Below are 21,439 nucleotides of genomic sequence, written 5' to 3'. Positions count from 1 at the left end.
CGGCCGTGCTCCACCGGCTTCGAGGCTCTGTTTGGCCCATGTTTGTCCAAGGAGTGGACAACAGTCCGACAAATCGGGCGAATGTCCGGCATCTGGTTGGGGGACCGGGGACCCCTGGTTAACCTGCGAGTATGGCCCTCGGCACCGCATCCATCAGGTCGGACCACGCTCGTACCGTGCGCGAGATGCTCGCGACCGGCAAGACGACGTATTCGTTCGAGTTCTACGCCCCCAAGACCCCGAAGGGCGAGCGGAACCTGTGGAACGCGCTGCGCCGGGTCGAGGCCGTCGGACCCGACTTCGTCTCCGTGACCTACGGCGCGGGCGGTTCCACCCGCGCCGGCACGGTCAAGGCGACGGAGGCGATCGCCTCGGACACCACGCTCACGCCGATCGCCCACCTCACCGCGGTCGACCACTCGGTGGCCGACCTGCGCAACATCATCGGGCAGTACGCCGACGCGGGCATCCGCAACATGCTGGCGCTGCGCGGCGACCCGCCCGGCGACCCGCTGGGCGACTGGGTGCGGCACCCTCAGGGCCTCGCCTACGCCGCCGAACTCGTCGAACTGATCAAGGCGTCCGGAGACTTCTGCGTCGGGGTCGCGGCCTTCCCCGCGATGCACCCGCGCTCCGCCGACTGGGAGACCGACGTCCGTCACTTCGTCGACAAGTGCCGTGCGGGCGCGGACTACGCGATCACGCAGATGTTCTTCGAACCGGAGGACTACCTGCGCTTGCGCGACCGCGTGTCGGCCGCCGGCTGCGACACCCCGATCATCCCGGAGATCATGCCGATCGCCAGCGTCAGGACGCTGGAGCGGATCCCCTCTCTCACCAACGCCACCTTCCCGGACGCCCTGAAAGAGCGGATCCTCACAGCAAAGGACGATCCGACCGCTGTACGCTCGATCGGGATCGAGTTCGCCACGGAGTTCTGCGCACGGCTGCTGGCCGAGGGAGTGCCCGGACTGCACTTCATCACGCTCAACAACTCCACGGCGACCCTGGAAATCTACGAAAACCTGGGCTTGCACCACCCACCGCAGGCCTAGACCGGCCGTACTGGCATACGTCACACTGCGTAGGCGGCCACTGGGAGAGGGGCGTACATGGGCTGGACGGTCCTCTACATCGCGTTCGGCGTCGTCGCGCTGTGGCTGCTGGGCGAGGTGCTGCTGCAGTACAAGGCACGCTTGCGCTGGCGACTGCTCGCCTTCGTCGGCTTCCTCGGCGTCGTGGTCGGGGTGCTGATCCCGTCCGTCATCGTCATCGGTCTGGGCGCGGCAGCGTTCGCGGTCGGCCAGACCTACGTCACCCTGTCGTTCCGCCGCGGCTTCTCGTCCGGCTGGGCGGTCTCCGCGCCGGCCCTGGGCCCCCTGGGCGCCGTCAAGCGCCGCCGCGGCGAGCCGGACCGCCACGAGCCGACCCTGGAGGTCTCCGACCTCGAAGCCACCGACGGCGCTTTCGCGGGCCACGACGGCACGTACGGTCACGACGACGCCAACTACGGCCAGGACAACACCGGTTACGGCCAGGACGACTACGACCGCGACGACGTCTTCACCCCCGCGCGCACGGACCGGCACGCGGCGGCGGAGACGACCGCCGTCTACGAGCCCCAGCCGCTGCCCGAGGACACCGGCTCGTACGGCATATACAGCGACCCCGCCTACGCCGCCGCCGACCAGAACTACGCGGCCGCGGGCCAGCCCCAGGACCAGTACGCGACGGCCGACCAGAGCTATGCCTACGACGGCTACTCCGGCTACGACCAGCAGCAGTACGGCTACGACACCACCGGCCAGCAGCAGTACGCCGCCTACTCCGACCCGTACATCGGCACCCAGACCTACGGCGGCACCACGTACGACGCCTACGGCCAGCCGCAGTACGGCCAGCAGGGCTACGGCCAGGACCAGTACGCCACCGGTACCTACGGCGAGGGGACCCCGCCCGGCGGCGTCTGGGTCCCGCAGCAGCGCACCGACGAGGCGTACGGCGGCGAACTCCCGCCGGAGCAGCAGTACCCGTACCAGGTCGACGGCCAGCAGCAGGGCCAGGGCCAGGGGAACGGGTACGACGAGCAGTACCGTTTCTGACAGCTCCCCCCCGCGCCCCTCGCGGAGACGCCTGCGCGGGCATCGCGAGACGCCTACGCGGGCATCACGGGCATCACTGTGAGCCCCGGAACTCCGGCCCCTCCACGATCAGCCCGGCCACCAGCGTGCCCGACATGCCGGCGTGAGGGAGACCACCGCCGGGGTGGGACCAGCCGCCGACCGTGAACAGGCCGGGTATGCGGGTGCTGTTGGACGGGCGCAGGAAGGTCCCCTCCGCTGCCGCCAGGGCCGGCGCCGGTACCCCGCCGCCCTCGGCTCCCGTCTCCCGCCAGGTGTCCACCGGCGTACGGACCTCGCGCCACAGCGTCCGCTCGCGCAGTCCGGGTATCGCGCGCTCGGCGGCCGTCACCATCCGGTCCGCGAAGGCGTCGGCGGCACCGGCCGCGGTCCAGTCGTACCGCGTCTGCGACGGCACCGTGGCCGTGAGGACCACGGACTCGTGGCCGTCGTCGGGGCGCAGCGCCGGGTCGTCCGGGCGGTCGATCCGGACCGTCGGGTGCGCGGGTGGCTCACCGAGGCCGAAGGCGTCCAACTCGGCCTGCCGGTCCGGGGCGTGCACCACCGTGCGGTGAGCGGTGCCCGCCTCGCGCGGGCCGCGCAGCGCCAGGCAGACCACGACCCGGCCCGGGGACATGCCCTCGGGGTTGGGCTCAACCCCCTCCGCCTCGTACAACTCACGGCCGCGCACCAGGTCGCCCAGCCGCCACGGTCCGGTGCCGACGACCATGTCGGCCTCCACCAGCGATCCGTCGGCCAGCTCCAACCCCGCTGCCCGGCCGTCCTTTTCCAGGACCCCGACCACCTCGGCGCCGAAGCTGAACTCGACCTTCCGGGCCACGCAGCGCTCGTACACCGCCCGCGCCAACTCCCGTATCCCGCCGCGCACATACCAGGTCCCGAAGGCATGCTCCAGGTACGGCAGCACCGCCGCGCTCGCCGGGGTGTCGCGCGGATCCAGGCCGTACGCGAGCGCGTGGCTCTCCAGCAGGGCGATGAGCCGGGGGTCGCGCAGCTCCCACGCGCCGACCTCGGCGAGCGTGCCGGCCCGGCGGGTGCGCAGGAGTCGCTTGTGAGGGACCGCCGGATAGGGCTCGCGATCGGCCAGCACCTGCCAGTTCGGCCACAGCGGCTCCTCCAGCAGCGGCCTGCGCGTCCGGTCCCAGGCCTCGCGGGCCCGGACCAGGAAGTCGCCCCAGCGGTCGCCGGTCCCGGCGCCCAGCGCCTCGTCGAGGGCGGCCACCACGCCTGCGCGCGAGGCGTTCGGCAGCCGGACCTCGGTGCCGTCCGCGAAGACGTGCCGCGCGGACGGGTCGACCTGGGTCAGCTCGACGCACGCCTCCAGCGGCTCCTTGCCGGTCTTGATGAACAGGTCGCGGTACACGGCGGGAAGCGGGAGCAGCCCGGGGCCTGTGTCGAAGCCGAAGCTGTCGCGCTCGAAGCGGCGCACCGCTCCGCCGTACGTCTCCGTACGCTCGTAGACCGCCACCCGGTGGCCCGCGACGGCCAGCCGGGCAGCGGCCGCCATCGCGCCCATCCCGGCGCCGATCACCGCAATCCTTGCCATGCGTGGGACTTTATCCGCTGCCACTGACAACGGCCCGCGGACCTGGGCCTTGTCGTCGGGCGGAGCTCAGCCGGGCCGCTGCCCCACCGCCTGCGCGAGCCGTTTCTCCTCCCGGCGCTCGGCCCTGCGGCGCCGGAAGCGACGGATCCGCGAGACCAGGAAGAGGAGCAGCAGCAACCCGGCGAGCAGCAGGACACCCGCGACGACCGCCGCGGCGACGGGGTAGAAGATCGCGAGGGTGATGAGGGCACCGACCCCGAGGTCCTCGGCGAGGCTCACCACGATGTTGCTGAACGGTTCGGGCGAGGTGTTGACGGCCATCCGCGTTCCGGCTTTGACCAGGTGGCTCATCAGCGCGGTGGAACCACCGACCGCGCCCGCCGCCAGTTCGGGCAGCGACCCGCTCTGCCCGGCGAGCAGCGCCGCGACGACCGCGCCCGCGACCGGCCGGATCACGGTGTGCACCGAGTCCCAGGCCGAGTCCACGTACGGGATCTTGTCGGCGACGGCCTCGCAGAGGAACAGCACCCCGGCGGCTATCAGGACATCGGGCCGTTGCAGTGCCTCGGGCACCTCGTCGCTCAGGCCGGTGGCGCCGAAGACGCCGAGCAACAACACCACGGCGTAGGCGTTTACGCCGCTGGCCCAGCCGCTGGTGAACACCAAAGGGAGTATCGACACGGAGGCGATCGTAACCAGTCGGCAACGGAGGGTCCTGGGGGTGAGTGCGCAGCTCTGAGTACGCGTACCTAGCCGGTGAGATGAGTACGCGCGCGGATGGGCCCCGACCAGCGTGAACGAGAGAGTGGAGCCACGGAGAAGGGGATCGGCTCCGGTACCGGCGACACGGGGCGCCGGAACGGAGCGACCCCGGATCCGCTCCTTCCGCCGGCCCGGCGTCGGCGGGAGCGAGACCGGGGGACCCGGGGGAACGACCGAACGGGGGTCCGACGGGGGACACGGGGGAGCAGGGGGGAGTACGGGGGAAAGAAAAACGGGGGAACGGGGGAACGGGGAAAACGGGGGAGCACGAGAAGGCGCCGGTTCGAGAATGGCCCGCGGGGGACGCGGCCACCTCGAACCGGCGCTTTCGTGCGCGCGGTGTCGTCGGCCGCCTCAGCGGCGTCCGCTCACCCGGCCCTGCAGCAAACGGGACAGCGCCGCGTGCACGTCGTCCAGGGAGCGCTCCGGTTGGAAGGACTTCCAGTCCAGCGCGGCCACCAGGACCATGCCGACCAGCGCGGAGGCGGTCAGCGCCACGTCGATCTCCTCGCTGAACTCGCCGTTCTTCACGCCCTCGCGCAGCACACCCTCGACGACGGCCACGGCCTGCTGCCGCACCACCATCAGCGTGGACTGCCAGGCCCGGTTCGTACGCCACAGCTCGGCGACGTAGAGCTGGGTGAAGGACGGGTAGCGGTCGATGAAGACGAGCCCCGCGCGGATCATCGCGTCCAGGGCGTCGACCTTGCTGCCGCCGTCGCGTTCGGTCTGCTCGGCCGCCTCCCGAAGGGAGGCGGTGAGGAGTTCGACTCCGTGGCGGAGCAGCTCCTCGAAGAGGACCGACTTGCTCGCGAAGTTGTAATAGACCGTGCCCTTCGCCACCCCGGCCCGTTCGGCGATCTCGTCCACCGTGGTGGCGGAGAAGCCCTGTTCGGCGATGAGCGTGACGGCCGCCTCGTAGAGCTTCTGCCGGGTGGCCTCACGGCGCGTGCTGCCGCCCGACGCGGCCTTGCTGCTTTCCATGGCCCTGATTGTGCCGCTTGCGCTCACAGGGTCAGCTCCGGGTGCAGCCGGTCGAGCGTCCACACCTGCCGGCGACGGGCCGACAGCGCGGTCAGTGCGAGGGCGGCCGCGGTGAAGGCGACGAGCACCACGCACGCGTGCCACACCGGTTCCAGACCGCCGCCCGTGATGAGCCTCCTGAGCGCCTCCACGACGTAGCTCATCGGCAGGAAGGGGTGGAGCGCGTTGAAGAAGCCCGGGCTGGTCTGTACGGGGTACGTGCCGCCCGCGGACGTCAACTGCAGCATCAGCAGGGCCAGGACGAGGATCCGCCCCGCCGCCCCGAAGCGCGCGTTCAGCCACTGCACGATCGCCGCGAAGCACGCCGTGACCAGGAACAGGAAGCCCACCGTCCCGGCCGCCCGCGCCATCTGAAGGCCGACCGCCCAGTGCAGCACCGACATCAGGGCCACTGTCTGCAGCACCCCGATCGCCACCACGGGCAGCCAGCCGGCCAGCGCGATCCGCCATGCCGAGGCGCCCGCGGCCAGCGCGCGCCGGTTCATCGGCGCGATCAGCATGTACGCCACCATCGCGCCCACCCACAGGGACAGCGGGATGAAGTACGGGGCGAACCCGGTGCCGTAGTTGGGCGCCTTGTGCATGTCCCGGGAGACGAGCTGGACCGGGTCGGCCATGACCTCGGTGCGCTGGTCGCGGGCCTTCTTGTCGTAGTCCGGGATCTGCTCTGCGCCGTCGTGCAGCCCGGACGAGAGCTTCCCGGAGCCGTCGACGAGCTTGTACATGCCGCCGTTGAGGTCGTACGCACCGGTCTTCAGCTCACTCACGCCGGCGTCCAGGTCCGCCGCGCCGGTCCTGGCCGTGCCGAGGCCCGAGTGCAGCTTCTTCGCGCCCGCGGCGACCTTCGCGGCCCCCTGGTTCAGCTGGTTGATCCTGGTGACGGCGTCGTCCAGGTCCTCCGAGAGGCGGGGTGCGCGGTCGGCGAGCGCCTGGGACTGCTTCTGGAGGGTGGCGAGGTTCTTGTCGAGTTTCTTCAGATCGCCGTCGTGGTCCGCGATCAGCGTGTTGAGGTCGTCGGCGATCGTCGCCACGTCCGCGGCCGAGTTCTTGGCCTTCTTCAGATCGGAGCAGGCCGGGTCGGGCAGTACGGCGTCCTCGCAACGCGCCTTGTAGACGGTGTCCAGCACGTCCGAAGCCGCATGAGCGCCCTTGGCGGCGCCCGGAGCGTGCTCCACCAGGTCGTCGAGGTTGTTGCGGATGGCCCCCGAGCTGTCGGCGACCAGTCGGGCGGTGTCCCCGATGGTCTTCTCGTTGTCCTGGAGGAAGGGGCCGATCTTCTTGTCGACTCCGTTGACCCTGTCGGCGAGCGTCTGCGTACCCTCGGCGACCCGCTTGGAGCCGCTCTCCAGATCGCCCGCGCCTTCGTTGAGCTTCTTCAGGCCCGTGGACAGCTTGCCACTGCCCTTCTTGGCCTCCTTCAGCCCGTCGGCGAGGTCCTTGGAGCCCTTCTCCGCCTTGCCGATGCCGCCTTCGAGCCTGTCGGCGCCGTTCGCGGCCTTGACCGTCGCGCCGTGGATGTCGGAGAACGAGACGAAGATCCTGTCCAGGAACGACCGCGACGCCTTGGTGGACGCGGCCTCGCGCACCTCGCTGAAGACCGTCCGCGAGATCTGCCCGACGATGTAGTTGTTCGCGTCGTTCGTACGCACCTGAAGGGCGCCCGTCTCCGGCGAGTTGCCCGCGCTGGAGGCGATCCGCGCACTGAAGTCGCTCGGCATGGTCAGCGACAGGTAGTAGGTGCCGTTCTCGACACCCTTCTCGGCCTCGGCGGCACTCACCTCCTGCCAGTCGAAGACGTCGCTCTCGCGCAGCCCCTTGGTGATGTCGTCGCCGGCCGAGAGCTTCTTCCCGTGGGCGGTCGCCCCCTTGTCGTCGTTCACGAGCGCCACGGGGATACGGTCGAGCCGGCCGTACGGGTCCCAGAACGACCACAGGTACAGGGCGCCGTACAGCAGGGGAAGCACCAGCAGCGCGACCAGGGCGGCACGCGGCAGCTTCCCCCGGCCGAAGCGCCGGAGCTCAAGCGCGGCCAGCCTCGGCGATCGCATCGGCGGCCTCCTTTCCGTCGGTGTCCGGTCCGTCGGTTTCCGGGGATTCCTGGGCGGCGGACGCGGTGTCGGTCTTCGGGACGTCGCCCTTCTGGATGTCGGCTTCCTGGGCCGTGGACACCTTGACGGTGTCGTCGGGGGCCTCGCTGCACACCGCGACGACCGTGGTCCCGGCCTCGGCGATGGACTTCAACAGCGCCCAGGCCTCGACCCGTTCGGCGTCCGACAGCTTGAGATCGGTGTCGTCGACGCCGAGCACGCGCGGGCGGGCGATCAGGGCCAGCGCGACGGACAGCCGCAGCGCCTCCAGACGCTCCAGGTCACGTACGGCGGTACGGGAACCCTTGGGCAGGGAGTCCCGGTCGAGGCCGGCCGCCGTGAGCGCGGCCTCGATCCGCACCTTCGCCTCTGACTTCCGCTCGGCACGCGGCCGCAGCAGCCCGCGCCAGGAATCGCCGAACCGCCGCTGCAGCAGCGCCCGTTCGTGGAGGTGCTCGGCGACGGTCAGGGCCGGGTCCAGGTCGGTCACACCCGGGACGTGGGCCAGGGCGCTGATGCGCCGCACCGCCGCCATGCGCTTGGGCAGCCCGGCCGAGCCCACGGTGGCGGTTCCCTCGGTGGGCTTCATCCGTCCCGTGAGCGCCAGCAACAGGCAGGTACGTCCGGTGCCGGACGGCCCCTCGATCGTGATCAGTGAGCCGGGCTCCGCCTCGAAGGAAACCCCGCGGAACGCCCATCCGCGGGGCCCTTCGAGACCGAGGCCCAGGGCCGTGACGCCTGCTCCGGCCACGGTTCCCCCCATCCCTGCCCCCTCAATTTGAACTGACTGGTCAGTGCAAAAGTTAGCCCGAACTCGCGATCGAAGCAAAAGCCCAGGTCAGAACGGATTGTCAGTGCCATACCTCACGATGGGCGCATACGGCATCCCGTATCAGGGCGTGCCGTCACACAGACGACAGGAGGTTCGTCATGGCCAGCTACCACGCAGCAGCCGCCCACCGGCGCCGCGCCACCGGCCCTGCCCCCTCACTGACCGGCCCGGCGAGCGACGTGCACCCCGTGCTCCGCCGGGCCACGGCCCCGCCCGCCGCCCTCGACCTGCTCGCCCAGGCCCGTGCCGGACTGGACGAGGCCGCCGTTCTGGAAACGCCGAACGAGCGCTATGCCACGGCCCACCTCGCCGCCCTGCGCACCGCCGCCGCCGTCCTCGCCGCGCGCGGGCGCCCCGAGCCCACGTCCAGGCGCCGGGCCCGCATCAGGAGCGCCTGGGAAGTGCTCCCCGAGATCGCCCCCGAACTCACCGAGTGGAGCGCGCTGTTCGCCTCGGGCGCCCGGCGCCGCGCCCGGGCCGAGGCGGGCATCCAGGGCGCGGCCAGCCGCCGGGACGCCGACGACCTGATACGCGACGTGGCGATGTTCCTGCGCCTCGTCGAGCGGATGTTGGTACTCCAGCCGGTCCTGCCACAGCCACGACCGGACACCGACGCGGACGGGACCGACGGCTCGCGTCACGCGCGCGAGGACATGCCGGACGCGGGCTGACGGCGAAACGGCCGGGCACTGGGGCACGAAGCCTCGGTCGGAGTGCCTGTGCCCATCCCCAGGTCCGCGTCCCCGTCACGGTGTCCGTCCCTGCTGTCCGCCCGTGCTGTCCGCCGTTGCCGTCCGCCGCGCGGACGGGTGGCATCGCGCGGCATCGCGATGGCCGGGTGGGCTGCCGTAGGCAATAGGGTGGAGGGCGCCTGAAGCCTTCCCGCTCCCGTGACCCGGGCCGGGGAGGCAGCCCGATCGCTCCGCCGTGCAAGTGGCGGTGCCGCGCCGAGGAGTCAACTGCCGTGTCGGACCCGATGCGCCCCCGCGCTGCCCTTCGTACAGCCGTGGTTTGGGAAGTCCTCCGGGATGCCCTGGACCGCCGCGTGAAGGCTACGGGGCGCCAGGCGCTGGACGTCCTCGACGCCGGAGGCGGCAGCGGCAACTTCGCGGTGCCCCTTGCCCGGCTCGGCCACCGCGTCACCGTCGTCGACCCCAGCCCGAACGCGCTCTTCGCCCTGGAGCGGCGTGCCGCCGAGGCCGACGTGGCCGACCGGGTGCGGGGCGTCCAGGGTGACGCCCACGGCCTCTTCGACGTGGTCGAGCGCGGCGGGTACGACGTCGTGCTGTGCCATGGCGTCCTGGAGTACGTCGACGACCCCGCCGAGGGCGTGCGCAACGTGGTGGCCGCGCTGCGTGCCGAGGGCGTCCTCAGCCTGCTCGCCGCCGGACTGGGCGGCGCTGTGCTGGCGCGGGCGCTCGCCGGTCACTTCAAGGAGGCCAAGCAGGCCCTGGAGGACCCGGATGGCCGCTGGGGTCAGGGTGACCCGGTGCCGCGCCGTTTCACCGCCGAGCAGCTCACCGGACTGGTCGAGGGGGCGGGCCTTCGGGTCGGTGCGGTGCACGGGGTGCGGGTCTTCGCCGACCTGGTCCCCGGTGTGCTGGTGGACACCGAGCCCGGGGCGCTGGAGGCGCTGCTGAAGCTGGAGGAGGCGGCGGCCGAGCTGTCCGCCTTCCACTCGGTGGCCACGCAGCTCCACGTGCTCGGCGAGACGCGGGAGACCGCCGAGGCCTGAGCCGTCCTCTGCGGACCGCAGGGGTGCGCCGTTGATCAGGGACTTGGCTGCACATGGAGTACGCCACAGGCCCCCCGATCGGGCGCGCAGCGCCGTATGATCGAGGGAGACCGTTCCGGCATGACGGGTCGGCCGCTGGGGAATGCAGATCTCAGCGAGTCGGGACGTCCATGGCGGAGCCCGGTTGGCCAATTGGCGTAGAGGGGCGGGTTTCACGGGGGCGATTCCCTGCCTATCCTGAAGGGACCCCCCGGGTCGCCCCGGCGACTGCACGATGAGGAGGACTCCGTGCCGCTCTCGGAGCACGAGCAGCGAATGCTCGAGCAGATGGAGCGAGCGCTGTACGCCGAAGATCCCAAGTTCGCGACAGCGCTTGAGGGAAGCGGGCTGCGCACGTACACCCGGCGACGGGTCTACCAGGCGGTCGCTGGCTTCCTCGTAGGTATCGCGCTCCTCATGGCAGGAATGGTCGCCAAGCAGGTCTGGCTCAGCGTGGTGGGCTTCCTGGTCATGCTGGGCTGTGCGGTACTCGCCGTGACCGGCTGGCGCAAGGCCCCCAAGCCGGGCGAACAGCCCGCCTCCGGCGGCCCGCACGCCCGCCGGCAGCCCCGTCAGAAGCGTTCCATGATGGACCGCATCGAGCAGCGCTGGCAGCGCCGCCGCGACGAACAGGGCGGCCATTAGCTCGACGAGCAGCTCCTGGACACGCAGGGGGTGACCACCGACCAGGTGGCCACCCCCTGATGTATGCCCCGGTAATCAGAGGGGCCAGAAGGTGGCGAGCCGAAGGCTGACAGGGCTGCAGGTGGGCCTGGCGATGTGGACGAGCAACGTCCTGAACTGCCCGGATGACGTCCGTCCGGAGCGAACGGACTCGGCTAATTCCTTCAGCTCGGACAAGACCCCGTCCCAGCGACTTCTCGGCATGGAACATCAGGCCGACGTCCTGCCACCCGGCCCGAAGCAGCGTCGCCTCCGGCCTGAGCCGGTTACTTCGGCCGAGCGAGCCGGCTTCAGCCGGCTGCCCAGACCGGAGCCGAGTCCCTCGTCCCTGCCTACCCTTCTTTGCCAACGCGGGTCTCCGGCCGAAGCCCTGCCCCTACGGCTTGTGCCCCGACGAAGGGTTCCGCCCCGCCGTTCCGCGGTCCGCCCGGTCGAGGTCGCCCAGCCCGACCTGCATCTGTTGCTCCGACTCGAGCCGTCCTCTCAGCTCTGCTGAGCGAGCCGTCCTGGCTCTGCTGAGCCAGACAGCGCGGGACGCGTAACCGTGAGATCCAGGGGAGTGGGGCCTGGGCGGGGCTGACGCGTAGAGCCGGAGTGAGGCCTAGGCCGCGCGAGTGAGGCGCAGGCCGGAGTGAAGCGCAGGTCCGAGTGAGGCCTCAGCTGACCTGACGTGTCGGCGGGGTGAAACGCGGGCCGGAGTGAGGCCCGGCCGGGGGAGACGCCTGGGCACGGGCGAGGGCCGGGCGCGAAGAGCACGCGCCTCGATCCGGCCAGCAGCGCACGAGCCTCGCTCCCGCCCGAAGCACACGCCCCCGCCCGAAGCAGACGCCCCGCCTCAGCCCCGCGCCGCCGCCCTCGCCTCCAGCGACCGACCTCAGCCCCGCGCCGCCCTCACCCCAGCGACCGATCACCCCCGCTGCCCAGGCGTAGACGGTCTGCGCAGCGTCGGGCGGGCGGTGGCAGTGCGTCGCTTGATGTCGGTCCACCAGTCCGACGCGGCCCAGACCACGCGCACGCAGGAGCGCGGGGCCAGGCGGGCGCGCAGGTTTGTCGTCCAGCCGGCCTTGGACTCGAGGTCGGACCGGACGCGGCGGACATCCTCTGCGAGGCCGGCCGTCGGGCGGGGAGCAGGGGCGTAGAGGACCTGTTCCACCGCGTCGGCCACCCGATGAACCGAGGTCGCGGCCGGTGGGTCCAGGTGCCCCAGCCGGACGATGCGGGCGGCGGTCTTGCGGGGGGTCTGGGAGTCGTCCGGCGAGATGCCGAAGTCCCAGGCGGTGTCGGTGAGTTCCTGCCAGATCGCCATCGTGTGGAGCGACACGTCCGCCTCCGCGCGGCCGTGTGCTCCCAGCCGTACCGCCCGTGTCCGCAACCGCCACAGCATCGGCGCCAACGGGATCAGCAGCGCCGCCGGCCCGCCGAGCACCCACGCCAGTACGACGTACCACTTCGGGCCGTCGTCATCCGTGGCCAGCGCGGCCTGAGGGGACTCGCTCGCGCACACCTCAGGCTTCCCCGCGCAGCTCTCGCTCGTCGAGGGCGTTGCGGACGGCCCCGTGCTCGTCGACTGCGAGGGCCGGGCCACATCCGGGAGTGTGGAGCCGGGCGTGTCCGACTGGGTGTACGACGGAACCGAACCACGGGTCGGGGTCGGCTCGAAGCGAGTCCAGCCCACGCCCTCGAAGTACAGCTCGGGCCATGCGTGCGCGTCCCTCAGCCCCACCGAGACCGAACCGTCGCCCTGCGGGGTACCGGGCGCGAAGCCCACCGCGACCCGGGCCGGTATGTCCAGTGAGCGGGCCATGGCCGCCATCGCGAAGGAGAAGTGGACGCAGAAGCCCTGCCTGTCCTTCAGGAAACGGGCGATCGCCTGCCGGCCGCTGCCGACCTTGACGTTGGTGTCGTACTGGAACCCGCCCGTCACGGCGAAGTACTCCTGCAGCTTGACCGCCTGCTCGTAGTGGCTGGTCGCACCCTCGGTGACCTCACGCGCGGTCCGGGCGACCACCGCGGGCAGCGAGTCGGGCAGCTCGGTGAACTCGCGCTTCAGGGCGGCGGGCGGCTCCGGCGCGGCGGCGAGCTGCTTCGCCGTCGGCTGCACCTCGAGGCTACGCACGGTGTACGTCGCCCCGCGTGTGGTCTGGCGGCGGTCACCGACCACCGTCATCCCCAGCGGTTCGTACCGCCACCGGCCCGAGATGCTCACGCCGCTCGGCGGATAGGGCATCGGCAGCCAGTTCTGGGCGTACCAGTCCGCGGCCGAGATGGTCGTCTCGACCTCCGCGCGCCGGACGTCGGCGCCGAGGCCGATGGGCGTGGGGAACTGGTCCGGCACGGACTGGACGTCGCGCTTGGCCGGCTGCCAGGTGGTGCCGTCGAAGTCGTCCAGGGACACGATCCGCAGATACAGGTCCGAGACGTCGGCCGTGTTGGTCTTCAGGGAAAGGACCTCGCGGTCCTCGTCCACGTTCAGACTGTCGCGCAGCGACACCAGCGGGTTCACCGCGGAGATCGTGCCGCCCCTTCCGCTGCCGGTGCCCACACCCGCGCCCGCGGCGTCCAGCAGGCCGCCGTTCATCGCGGGCAGGGCCAGCGGTACGACCAGGGCGATGCCCAGGGCGACCATGCCGATGCGGCGCCCGGTGCGGACCGGCGCCACCACGCCGCTGGGCTCCCCGCCCGGCGTCCGCGGAGCCCCGCCGAAGACGCGGCCCCACTGCGAGAGCCGGTCGCGGCCCTCGGCCAGGAGCAGCATCAGATAACCCGCGGCGGCGACCAGGAACCACAGCCAGTCCGCCCCACCGTCGGACAGCCCCGCGGCCACGGAGTACAGCGCCAGCAGGGGCAGCCCGGCGGGGGCCGCGCTGCGGAACGTCACCGCGAGGGTGTCCACCGCCAGGCCGATGATCAGGACGCCGCCGATGAGCATCAGCCGGATGCCGTCGGACAGCGGCGCCGGGATCGAGTACCGGCTGACGTCGTCCGCGCCGGCCTGCAACAGGTCGGCGAAGTGCCGGAACGCCTCCGGGCCGGGGATCACTCCGGCGATCGCCTGCTGATGGGCGAAGGTCAGGGTCAGCAGCATCAGCGCGACGAGGGCCTGCGCGGCCACCGTCAGGGGCCGCGCCAGCGGCACCCGCCGGGTCGCCATACCCACGCCGGTCTGGATCGCCAGCAGGAAGATCGCCTGAATCAGCCAGGTAACCGGGGAGACCAGCGGCAGCAGGGCGCAGGACGCCAACAATGTGGCCGTCGCGGCGCACAGCGCCATCCGTGTCCGCCCGCTCATGCCGATCCCCCCTCGCCCCGCGCGCCGGTGATCGCGGCGGCGTCCGTACGCGCTCGGTCCGCCTGGCGCCACAGCTCGTTCAGCGAAGCGCCCCGCGGCACGCTCAGGGCCGTCCAGCCCGCCTCCCGCAGCAACCGCAGCCGCTCCTCGCTCCTGTCCAACGCGCCGGGCACATCGGTGGGTTCCCGCACCCAGGCGCCGCTGTTCAGCACGAAGGCCACCGCGCCCCCGCTGCGCTGCCGCATCTTGGCGGCCACCGTCGCCTGCTCCTCGTCGAGGTCGCCGAAGAAGCCGACCAGCAGTCCTTCGTTGCCTCCGCGCAGCACGTCGTACGCGCGCGACAGACCAGTGCCGTCGGAGTGGTCGATCACCGCGAGGGTGTCCATCATCAGCCCGGCCGCGTCCGCCGACTCCTGGCTCGCGCCCGCGAACCCGTCGGCGCCCTCGCCGGGGACCGAGCTGCCGGTGTCGGTCAGCAGCCGTACCGAAAAGCCCCGCTCGAGCATGTGGACCAACACGGACGCCGTGCCCGACACGGCCCATTCGAAGGCCGAGTCCGGGCCCGCGCCCTGGAAGGCCGGGCCCCGCGTGTCCAGCAGCACCGTGCAGCGGGAGCGCTGCGGCTGCTCCTCGCGGCGCACCATCAGCTCGCCGTAGCGCGCCGTGGAGCGCCAGTGCACCCGGCGCAGGTCGTCGCCGTAGCGGTACCCGCGCGGGATCACGTCGTCCTCGCCGGCCAGCGCGAGCGAGCGCTGCCGCCCGTCGCCGTAGCCCTTCGCCTCCCCGCTGAAGCGCACCGGCGGCAGCGGCTCCACGCGCGGGATCACGGTCAGGGTGTCGTGCGTCGAGAAGGAGCGGGTCAGCTCGCACATGCCGAACGGGTCGCTCAGGCGCAGCTGCAGCGGGCCCAGCGGGTAGCGGCCGCGAAGGTCGGAGCGCACCCGGTAGGAGACCTCGCGGCGGCCGCCCGCCTCCACCCGGTCCAGCACGAAGCGGGGGCGCGGACCGAGCACGTACGGCACCTGGTCCTGGAGCATCAGCAGGCCGGTGGGCAGCCGGGAGACGTTGTCCATCCGCAGATGGACGCGGGCCTCGCTGCCCGCGGGCACGCGCGCGGGGGAGAGCCGGCGGCTGCCCGCGACCCGGTAGCGGGTGCGGTACAGCACGGTCGCGCAGACCAGCGGCAGCACGGCGAGCAGCAGCCCGACGCGCAGCAGATCGCTCTGCCCGAGGACGTAGGCGCAGACGGCGGCCGCGACGCCGGCGGCCAGGAAGGAGCGGCCGCGCGTGGTCAGACCGGCCAGTGCCGTGCGCAGCCCGCTCTGCTCACCGCGGTCCGGCTCCGCCTGGCCGGTACTGCCGGAGGTCATCACAGCCTCCGCGGCGGCTGCTGGCCGTAACCCTGGGTGCCGCGGCCGAGGCCGCCGAAGCCGCTCTGCTGCTGGGGCGCGGCGGGCACCGGGGTGCGCTGCAGGATCTCCTGGACGACCTGCTCGGACGTACGGCGGTTCAGTTGGGCCTGTGCGGTGGGCAGCAGGCGGTGCGCCAGGACGGCCACGGCGAGAGCCTGTACGTCGTCCGGCAGCGCGTACTCCCGGCCGCTCAGGGCCGCGGACGCCTTCGCCGCGCGCAGCAGATGCAGCGTCGCGCGCGGGGAGGCGCCGAGTCTGAGGTCCGGGTGGGTGCGCGTGGCGGCGACCAGGTCCACCACGTACCGCCGGACCGGCTCGGCGACGTGGACCCCGCGCACGGCCTCGACCAGCTTCACGATGTCGTGGGCGTGCGCCACCGGCTGGAGGTCCTCCAAGGGGGAGACCCCACCGTGCACGTCCAGCATCTGCAGCTCGGCCTCCACGCTGGGGTAGCCGACGGAGACGCGGGCCATGAAGCGGTCGCGCTGGGCCTCGGGCAGCGGGTAGGTGCCCTCCATCTCGACCGGGTTCTGCGTGGCCACCACCATGAAGGGGCTCGGCAGCTCGTAACTCTGGCCGTCGATCGTGACCTGGCGCTCCTCCATGGACTCAAGGAGCGCGGACTGCGTCTTCGGCGACGCGCGGTTGATCTCGTCACCGATCACGATCTGGGCGAAGATCGCGCCCGGCTTGAACTCGAAGTCCTTGCGCTGCTGGTCCCAGATCGACACGCCGGTGATGTCCGACGGCAGCAGGTCGGGCGTGAACTGGATACGCCGCACCGAGCAGTCGATGGACCGCGCCAGTGCCTTCGCCAGCATGGTCTTGCCCACGCCGGGAACATCCTCGATCAGAAGATGTCCCTCGGCGAGCAGTACGGTCAGCGAAAGCCGTACGACCTCGGGCTTGCCCTCGATCACTCCTTCCACCGAACTGCGGACACGCTCCACAGTGGCGGTCAGATCAGTGAGGCTCGCTCGATCGTCATAGGTCGTCACCCGGCCCTCCTCGGCCCGTTCTTTCCGGGCCGACGCTCTACGACGCGGACCGGTCCTCCCCTGGAACACGGACACCACGCATGAAACGTTCCGCGTGTTGTCACACCCGCATTCTTGCTGCCGTTACCGATTCGTGTCACTCGCCTGTGGACAACTGCCTGCGATATGTCGGGCCTTACGGCCTTTTGGGCACGCCGGAGCCGCAATTGACAGCGAAACGACAGGTGTGGCGGATGGTCACGCGGGGTTCGGGCGACCGCTACGCGGGGTCGATCTCGCGCAGCAGACCCGTCTTCACGTCGAAGACGAAGCCCCGCACGTCGTCGGTGTGCAGCAGGAACGGCGAGGTGCGCACGCGCTGCATCGACTGCCGTACGTCCTGGTCGACGTCCCGGAAGGACTCCACCGCCCAGGCGGGCCGCTGGCCGACCTCCAGCTCCAGCTCGGTGCGGAAGTCCTCGGTGAGGGACTCCAGGCCGCAGCCCGTGTGGTGGATCAGGACGATGCTGCGGGTGCCGAGCTTGCGCTGGCTGATGGTGAGCGAGCGGATCACGTCGTCGGTGACGACGCCGCCGGCGTTGCGGATGGTGTGGCAGTCACCGAGCTCCAGGCCGAGCGCGGCGTGCAGGTCGAGACGGGCGTCCATGCAGGCGACGATGGCGACGTGGAGCACGGGGCGGGCGTCCATGCCGGGGTCGGTGAAGGCGGAGGCGTATCGCTCGTTCGCGTCGACGAGACGGTCGGTGACCGTGCCGCGTTCGGCTATCGCACCTTCGGGACCAGCGGGAACCGATGCAGAAGTCGTCATACCCATGACGGTACTGGTCACGGCCGAAGAGGTCCCGCTGTGAGAGGGGACAAAGAACGTCATCGCCCCTTGTTGTGAGCTAACCCACAGGGGTGGCGTGAGTGCGCCCATATGAGCGATTTTCCGCTCTGCGCGGCTTCGCTCGAACCCGAATCGGCGACGCGCAGGCCGGTTGATTGACCGCGAGACAGGGTGGACTAAAGTGACGCGAAGCGGGAGGCGAGAACTCTCCCTGCTGGACTGTTTTCCCCCGGAGACCCCCGCGATTTTCCGGAGATCTCCCCACGTGCGCGGCGCGTACGTACGGCTCGGCCTCCTCCCGCTCCCGGCCGGCTGACGCTTCCGGCGCCGGCAGGCCTCCCCTTCACGAGCGGGCGGGGACCCGGCGGTGCGTACCGCCTCGCCGGATCTGAGAGGGCCCCTTGAGCCAGAGTCGACATGTCCCGGTGATGCTCCAGCGGTGCCTGGACCTGTTGGCCCCCGCCCTGCAGCGGCCGGGAGCGGTGGTCGTCGACTGCACGCTCGGGCTCGGCGGCCACAGCGAGGCTCTCCTGCAGCAGTTCCCTGAAGCCCGCCTCGTCGCCCTCGACCGCGACAAGGAGGCCCTGCGCCTGTCCGGCGAGCGGCTCGCGCCGTACGGCGAGCGCGCGAGCCTCGTGCACGCCGTCTACGACGAGCTCCCGGACGTCCTGGAAAGGCTCGGCATCGCGCGCGTGCAGGGCGTCCTGTTCGACCTCGGCGTCTCCTCCATGCAGCTCGACGAGGCCGACCGCGGGTTCGCGTACGCCCAGGACGCCCCCCTCGACATGCGGATGGACCAGACGACCGGCGTCAGCGCCGCCGAGGTCCTCAACACCTACCCGCCCGGTGAGCTGGTGCGGATCCTGCGCGCGTACGGCGAGGAGAAGCAGGCCAAGCGGATCGTGGGCGCCATCGTGCGCGAGCGCGAGAAGGAGCCGTTCAGCAACAGCGCGCGGCTCGTGGAGCTGATCCGGGACGCGCTGCCGCAGGCCGCCAAGCGCACCGGCGGCAATCCGGCCAAGCGCACCTTCCAGGCACTGCGCATCGAGGTCAACGGCGAGCTCTCCGTCCTGGAGCGGGCGATCCCGGCCGCCGTGGCGGCCCTCGACGTCGGCGGACGGATCGCCGTCCTGTCGTACCACTCGCTGGAGGACCGGCTGGTCAAGCAGGTGTTCGCGGCCGGCGCCGCCAACACCGCCCCGCCCGGGCTGCCCTTCGTGCCCGAGCAGTACCAGCCCCGGCTCAAGCTGCTGACCCGCGGTGCCGAACTTCCCACCGAGGAAGAGGTCGCCGAGAACCGGCGCGCGGCACCGGCCCGCCTGCGGGGGGCCGAGCGCATCAGGGAGTCCATCGAATGAGCGGCGTGAAGCAGGGGTGGGCGTCCGGGTCCAGGATTCGAACCCGTCAGTTGGACAACCGGACCCGCCGGACCCGGGGGAGCGTGAGTGAGTAGGAAACCCGAACTGAGGGGGCGCGCGGCACGGCTCGCGCGGCTCTTCCCCACCGGGGCCGGGCAGGCCGCGCGTACCCCGTTCGTCCTCCTCGTCGTAGTCCTCCTCGGCGGCGGCCTCATCGGGCTCCTCGTGCTGAACTCGGCCCTCAGCGAAGGCGCGTTCAAACTCGACGACCTGAAGAGGGACAGAAAGGCCCTCACCGACGAGGAACAGTCCCTCCAGCGGGACATCGACGCCTACTCCGCCCCCGACGCCCTCCAGCGCCGCGCCCGGGAACTCGGCATGGTCCCCGGCGGCGACCCCGCCTTCCTCGGCCCCGACGGCACGGTCAAGGGCGTCCCCAGCCCCGCGCCCGCCGACCAGACCTCCGACTACGTCCCCCTCGTCCTCGCCCCCGAGGCCCTCGTCAGCGAGCCGACGGCGCCCCCGACGCCCAGCCCGGCACCCACCACCTCGGACCCCGAGGACACCGCCGCCGTGTCCGGGTACGAGGCCCCCGAAGTCGCCCCCGGCGTGCCCCAGTACGCACCCCCCGAGCAGTCCATCCCGTCCGCCCAGTCCTCCACGTACCCGACCCCTGGCAGGTGACGGAAGTGTCCGACAGGGAACCGCCGCGCCGCCGCGTGCCCGGACCCGCCAAGCCCGCCCGCTCCGGTGGTGCCCAGCGGCGCCCGGCCCCCGCGGCCCGCCCGGCCGGCCGCCCGGCACGGTCGCGCCCCATGCCCCCCGCCAAGATCCGGCTCGGCAGCCCCCGCCCCCGGCTGCGCATGGTCAGCCTGGCCCTCACCCTCGTCCTGATCGCCTTCGTCGTACGGCTGCTCCAGGTGCAGGCCGTCGACGCGAGCACCTACGCGGCCAAGGCCGAGAAGAACCGGTACGTCGGCTACACCCTGGCCGCCGTGCGCGGGGGCATCACCGACCGCAACGGCGTGGCGCTGGCGACCAGCGTGGACGCGTACGACATCACGGCCGACCCCACGCTCTTCAGCCGCGAACAGCTGAAGATCGACGACGGCCCCGAGCAGGCGGCCGCCCTCCTCGCGCCGATCCTCGGCCAGGAACCGGACGCGATCGTCAAGAAGCTCCGGCCCGCGAACAAGAACCTGCGCTACACCCTGCTGGCCAGCCGCCAGACCCCGCAGGTCTGGAAGCAGATCAAGGACCTGAAGAGCGCGCTGGCCACCAAGGCCGAGAGCGACAAGAGCACGGTCAACGTCCTCGCGGGCGTCCTGTCCGTCGCCAGCAGCAAGCGCGTGTACCCGAACGGCGATCTCGCCGCCGGGATACTGGGCTGGGTCAACGCCGACGGCAAGGGCGGCGGCGGTATCGAGCAGCAGCTGAACAAGCAGCTGTCCGGCAAGGACGGCGAGATCCGCTACGCCCAGTCCGGCGGCCGCCAGGTCCCCACCGCGGGCTCCACCGAGACGCCCGCCGTGCCCGGCAGCGACGTCGAGCTCACCATCGACCGCGACATCCAGTGGGCCGCGCAGAACGCGATCACCGAGCAGGTGGAGGAGTCCAGGGCGGACCGCGGCTATGTGATCGTCCAGGACACCCGCACCGGCGAGATCCTCGCCATGGCCAACTCGCCCGGCTTCGACCCGAACGACCTCTCCGCGGCCAGCGGCGAGAACATGGGCAACGCGGCCGTCCAGGACGCCTACGAGCCCGGCTCCACCGCGAAGGTCATGTCGATGGCCGCCGTACTGGAGGAGGGCGTGGCCACGCCCGGCACGCATGTCGTCGTACCCAACCGGCTGCACCGTGGTGACCGGCTCTTCAAGGACGACATCGACCACGCGACCTGGTTCCTGACGCTCAACGGCGTCCTCGCCAAGTCCAGCAACATCGGCACCATCCTGGCCACCGGCCAGCTCGGCAGGACCCAGCCGCAAGCCAACAAGGTCCTCTACGACTACCTGCGCAGGTTCGGCCTCGGCAGCTACAGCGGCCTCGGCTTCCCCGGCGAGACCCGGGGCATCCTCGCCGCCCCGGACAAGTGGTCGACCTCGCAGCAGTACACGATTCCTTTCGGCCAGGGTTTGTCCCTCAACGCGATGCAGGCGGCCTCGATCTACTCGACGATCGCCAACAACGGCGTCCGCGTCGAACCCACGCTCGTACGCGGCACCAAGGGGCCCGACGGGCAGTTCACCGACGCCCCGGCACCCAAGAAGACCAGGGTCATCAGCGCCAAGACGGCGAAGACCCTCGCCCAGATGCTGGAGTCGGTCGTGGGCGACAGGGAGGGCACCGGCACCAAGGCGCGCATCCCCGGCTACCGGGTCGCGGGCAAGACGGGTACGGCGAACCGCGTCGATCCGGCCACCGGCAAGTACCGCGGCTACACGTCGTCGTTCGCTGGTTTCGCGCCCGCGGACAAGCCCCGCATCACGGTCTACTGCGCCATCCAGAACGCCACCGCGGGCAACTACTTCGGCGGCCAGATCTGCGGCCCCATCTACAAGAAGGTGATGGAGTTCGCCCTGAAGACCCTCCAGATCCCGCCGACCGGGGCCAAGCCCGCGAAGCTCCCGGTCGCCTACAAACCCTGACCCCCTGATCAGCACCGAGCACCCAGGAACCA

17 protein-coding genes are annotated in these 21,439 nt (G+C 71.4%); 8 read left to right on the top strand and 9 right to left on the bottom strand.

Going from position 1 to position 21,439, the window contains the following annotated elements; translation table 11 throughout:
* The first annotated feature begins 131 nt into the window (after positions 1-131).
* Together metF and EHO50_RS08240 are read left to right on the top strand one after the other, a co-directional pair.
* Positions 132-1,055, top strand: a complete 924-nt coding sequence (gene metF, locus EHO50_RS08245; protein WP_128429204.1) for a methylenetetrahydrofolate reductase [NAD(P)H] — start codon at positions 132-134, stop codon at positions 1,053-1,055.
* Positions 1,056-1,112: 57 nt separating this feature from the next.
* A complete protein-coding gene (locus EHO50_RS08240; RefSeq protein ID WP_128429203.1) occupies positions 1,113-2,102 on the top strand; it encodes an SCO2102 family sporulation regulator in 990 nt (329 codons plus the stop codon).
* Positions 2,103-2,175: 73 nt separating this feature from the next.
* Here the strand turns inward: EHO50_RS08240 and EHO50_RS08235 are convergent, their stop codons facing one another.
* The 5 genes from EHO50_RS08235 to EHO50_RS08215 all read right to left on the bottom strand — a co-directional run bounded on the left by EHO50_RS08235 (position 2,176) and on the right by EHO50_RS08215 (position 8,343).
* Positions 2,176-3,687: a phytoene desaturase family protein gene (locus EHO50_RS08235; protein WP_128429202.1), complete on the bottom strand. Its 1,512-nt coding sequence runs from the start codon at positions 3,685-3,687 to the stop codon at positions 2,176-2,178.
* Positions 3,688-3,753: 66 nt separating this feature from the next.
* Entirely contained in the window at positions 3,754-4,368 is a 615-nt protein-coding gene (locus tag EHO50_RS08230; RefSeq protein ID WP_181449577.1) for a DUF4126 domain-containing protein, read from the bottom strand.
* A gap of 435 nt (positions 4,369-4,803) precedes the next feature.
* The gene (locus EHO50_RS08225) at positions 4,804-5,433 is read right to left on the bottom strand and encodes a TetR/AcrR family transcriptional regulator (RefSeq protein ID WP_128429200.1); all 630 of its coding nucleotides are present in this window, start codon (positions 5,431-5,433) and stop codon (positions 4,804-4,806) included.
* A gap of 23 nt (positions 5,434-5,456) precedes the next feature.
* Positions 5,457-7,541, bottom strand: coding sequence for a YhgE/Pip domain-containing protein (locus tag EHO50_RS08220; protein ID WP_128429199.1), 2,085 nt, complete (start codon positions 7,539-7,541; stop codon positions 5,457-5,459).
* Positions 7,513-8,343: an ATP-binding cassette domain-containing protein gene (locus tag EHO50_RS08215; RefSeq protein WP_128429198.1), complete on the bottom strand. Its 831-nt coding sequence runs from the start codon at positions 8,341-8,343 to the stop codon at positions 7,513-7,515. Before EHO50_RS08215 ends, EHO50_RS08220 begins: the two co-directional genes overlap by 29 nt.
* A gap of 167 nt (positions 8,344-8,510) precedes the next feature.
* Between EHO50_RS08215 and EHO50_RS08210 the strand changes: the two genes are divergently transcribed.
* The 3 genes from EHO50_RS08210 (at position 8,511) to EHO50_RS08200 (ending at position 10,831) form a co-directional block, all read left to right on the top strand.
* A complete protein-coding gene (locus EHO50_RS08210; RefSeq protein ID WP_128429197.1) occupies positions 8,511-9,083 on the top strand; it encodes an SAV_6107 family HEPN domain-containing protein in 573 nt (190 codons plus the stop codon).
* Between the two features lie 293 nt (positions 9,084-9,376).
* Entirely contained in the window at positions 9,377-10,147 is a 771-nt protein-coding gene (locus tag EHO50_RS08205) for a methyltransferase (protein WP_181449576.1), read from the top strand.
* 288 nt (positions 10,148-10,435) lie between these two features.
* Complete coding sequence (locus EHO50_RS08200; protein WP_128429195.1) at positions 10,436-10,831, top strand: DUF3040 domain-containing protein; 396 nt, start codon at positions 10,436-10,438, stop codon at positions 10,829-10,831.
* Positions 10,832-11,777: 946 nt separating this feature from the next.
* Here EHO50_RS08200 and EHO50_RS08195 read toward each other — a convergent pair.
* The 4 genes from EHO50_RS08195 to EHO50_RS08180 all read right to left on the bottom strand — a co-directional run bounded on the left by EHO50_RS08195 (position 11,778) and on the right by EHO50_RS08180 (position 17,440).
* Positions 11,778-14,159 (bottom strand): transglutaminase TgpA family protein, encoded by a 2,382-nt coding sequence (locus EHO50_RS08195; RefSeq protein WP_128429194.1) that lies wholly within the window; start codon positions 14,157-14,159, stop codon positions 11,778-11,780.
* Positions 14,156-15,529: a DUF58 domain-containing protein gene (locus tag EHO50_RS08190; RefSeq protein WP_128429193.1), complete on the bottom strand. Its 1,374-nt coding sequence runs from the start codon at positions 15,527-15,529 to the stop codon at positions 14,156-14,158. Before EHO50_RS08190 ends, EHO50_RS08195 begins: the two co-directional genes overlap by 4 nt.
* Positions 15,529-16,569, bottom strand: a complete 1,041-nt coding sequence (locus EHO50_RS08185) for an AAA family ATPase (RefSeq protein ID WP_128429192.1) — start codon at positions 16,567-16,569, stop codon at positions 15,529-15,531. Before EHO50_RS08185 ends, EHO50_RS08190 begins: the two co-directional genes overlap by 1 nt.
* A gap of 259 nt (positions 16,570-16,828) precedes the next feature.
* Positions 16,829-17,440, bottom strand: a complete 612-nt coding sequence (locus EHO50_RS08180) for a beta-class carbonic anhydrase (protein WP_128429191.1) — start codon at positions 17,438-17,440, stop codon at positions 16,829-16,831.
* Between the two features lie 359 nt (positions 17,441-17,799).
* Here EHO50_RS08180 and rsmH point away from each other — a divergent pair, with 359 nt between their 5' ends.
* The 3 genes from rsmH to EHO50_RS08165 all read left to right on the top strand — a co-directional run bounded on the left by rsmH (position 17,800) and on the right by EHO50_RS08165 (position 21,407).
* Positions 17,800-18,756 (top strand): 16S rRNA (cytosine(1402)-N(4))-methyltransferase RsmH, encoded by a 957-nt coding sequence (gene rsmH / locus EHO50_RS08175; RefSeq protein WP_128429190.1) that lies wholly within the window; start codon positions 17,800-17,802, stop codon positions 18,754-18,756.
* 87 nt (positions 18,757-18,843) lie between these two features.
* Positions 18,844-19,440: a cell division protein FtsL gene (gene ftsL / locus EHO50_RS08170; RefSeq protein ID WP_128429189.1), complete on the top strand. Its 597-nt coding sequence runs from the start codon at positions 18,844-18,846 to the stop codon at positions 19,438-19,440.
* A gap of 5 nt (positions 19,441-19,445) precedes the next feature.
* Complete coding sequence (locus EHO50_RS08165) at positions 19,446-21,407, top strand: peptidoglycan D,D-transpeptidase FtsI family protein (protein WP_425472140.1); 1,962 nt, start codon at positions 19,446-19,448, stop codon at positions 21,405-21,407.
* Positions 21,408-21,439: the final 32 nt, after the last annotated feature.

This window comes from Streptomyces cyaneus (genome assembly GCF_004028635.1).
Lineage (GTDB): Bacteria > Actinomycetota > Actinomycetes > Streptomycetales > Streptomycetaceae > Streptomyces > Streptomyces cyaneus.
This window is presented reverse-complemented; position numbering and strand designations above follow the sequence as displayed.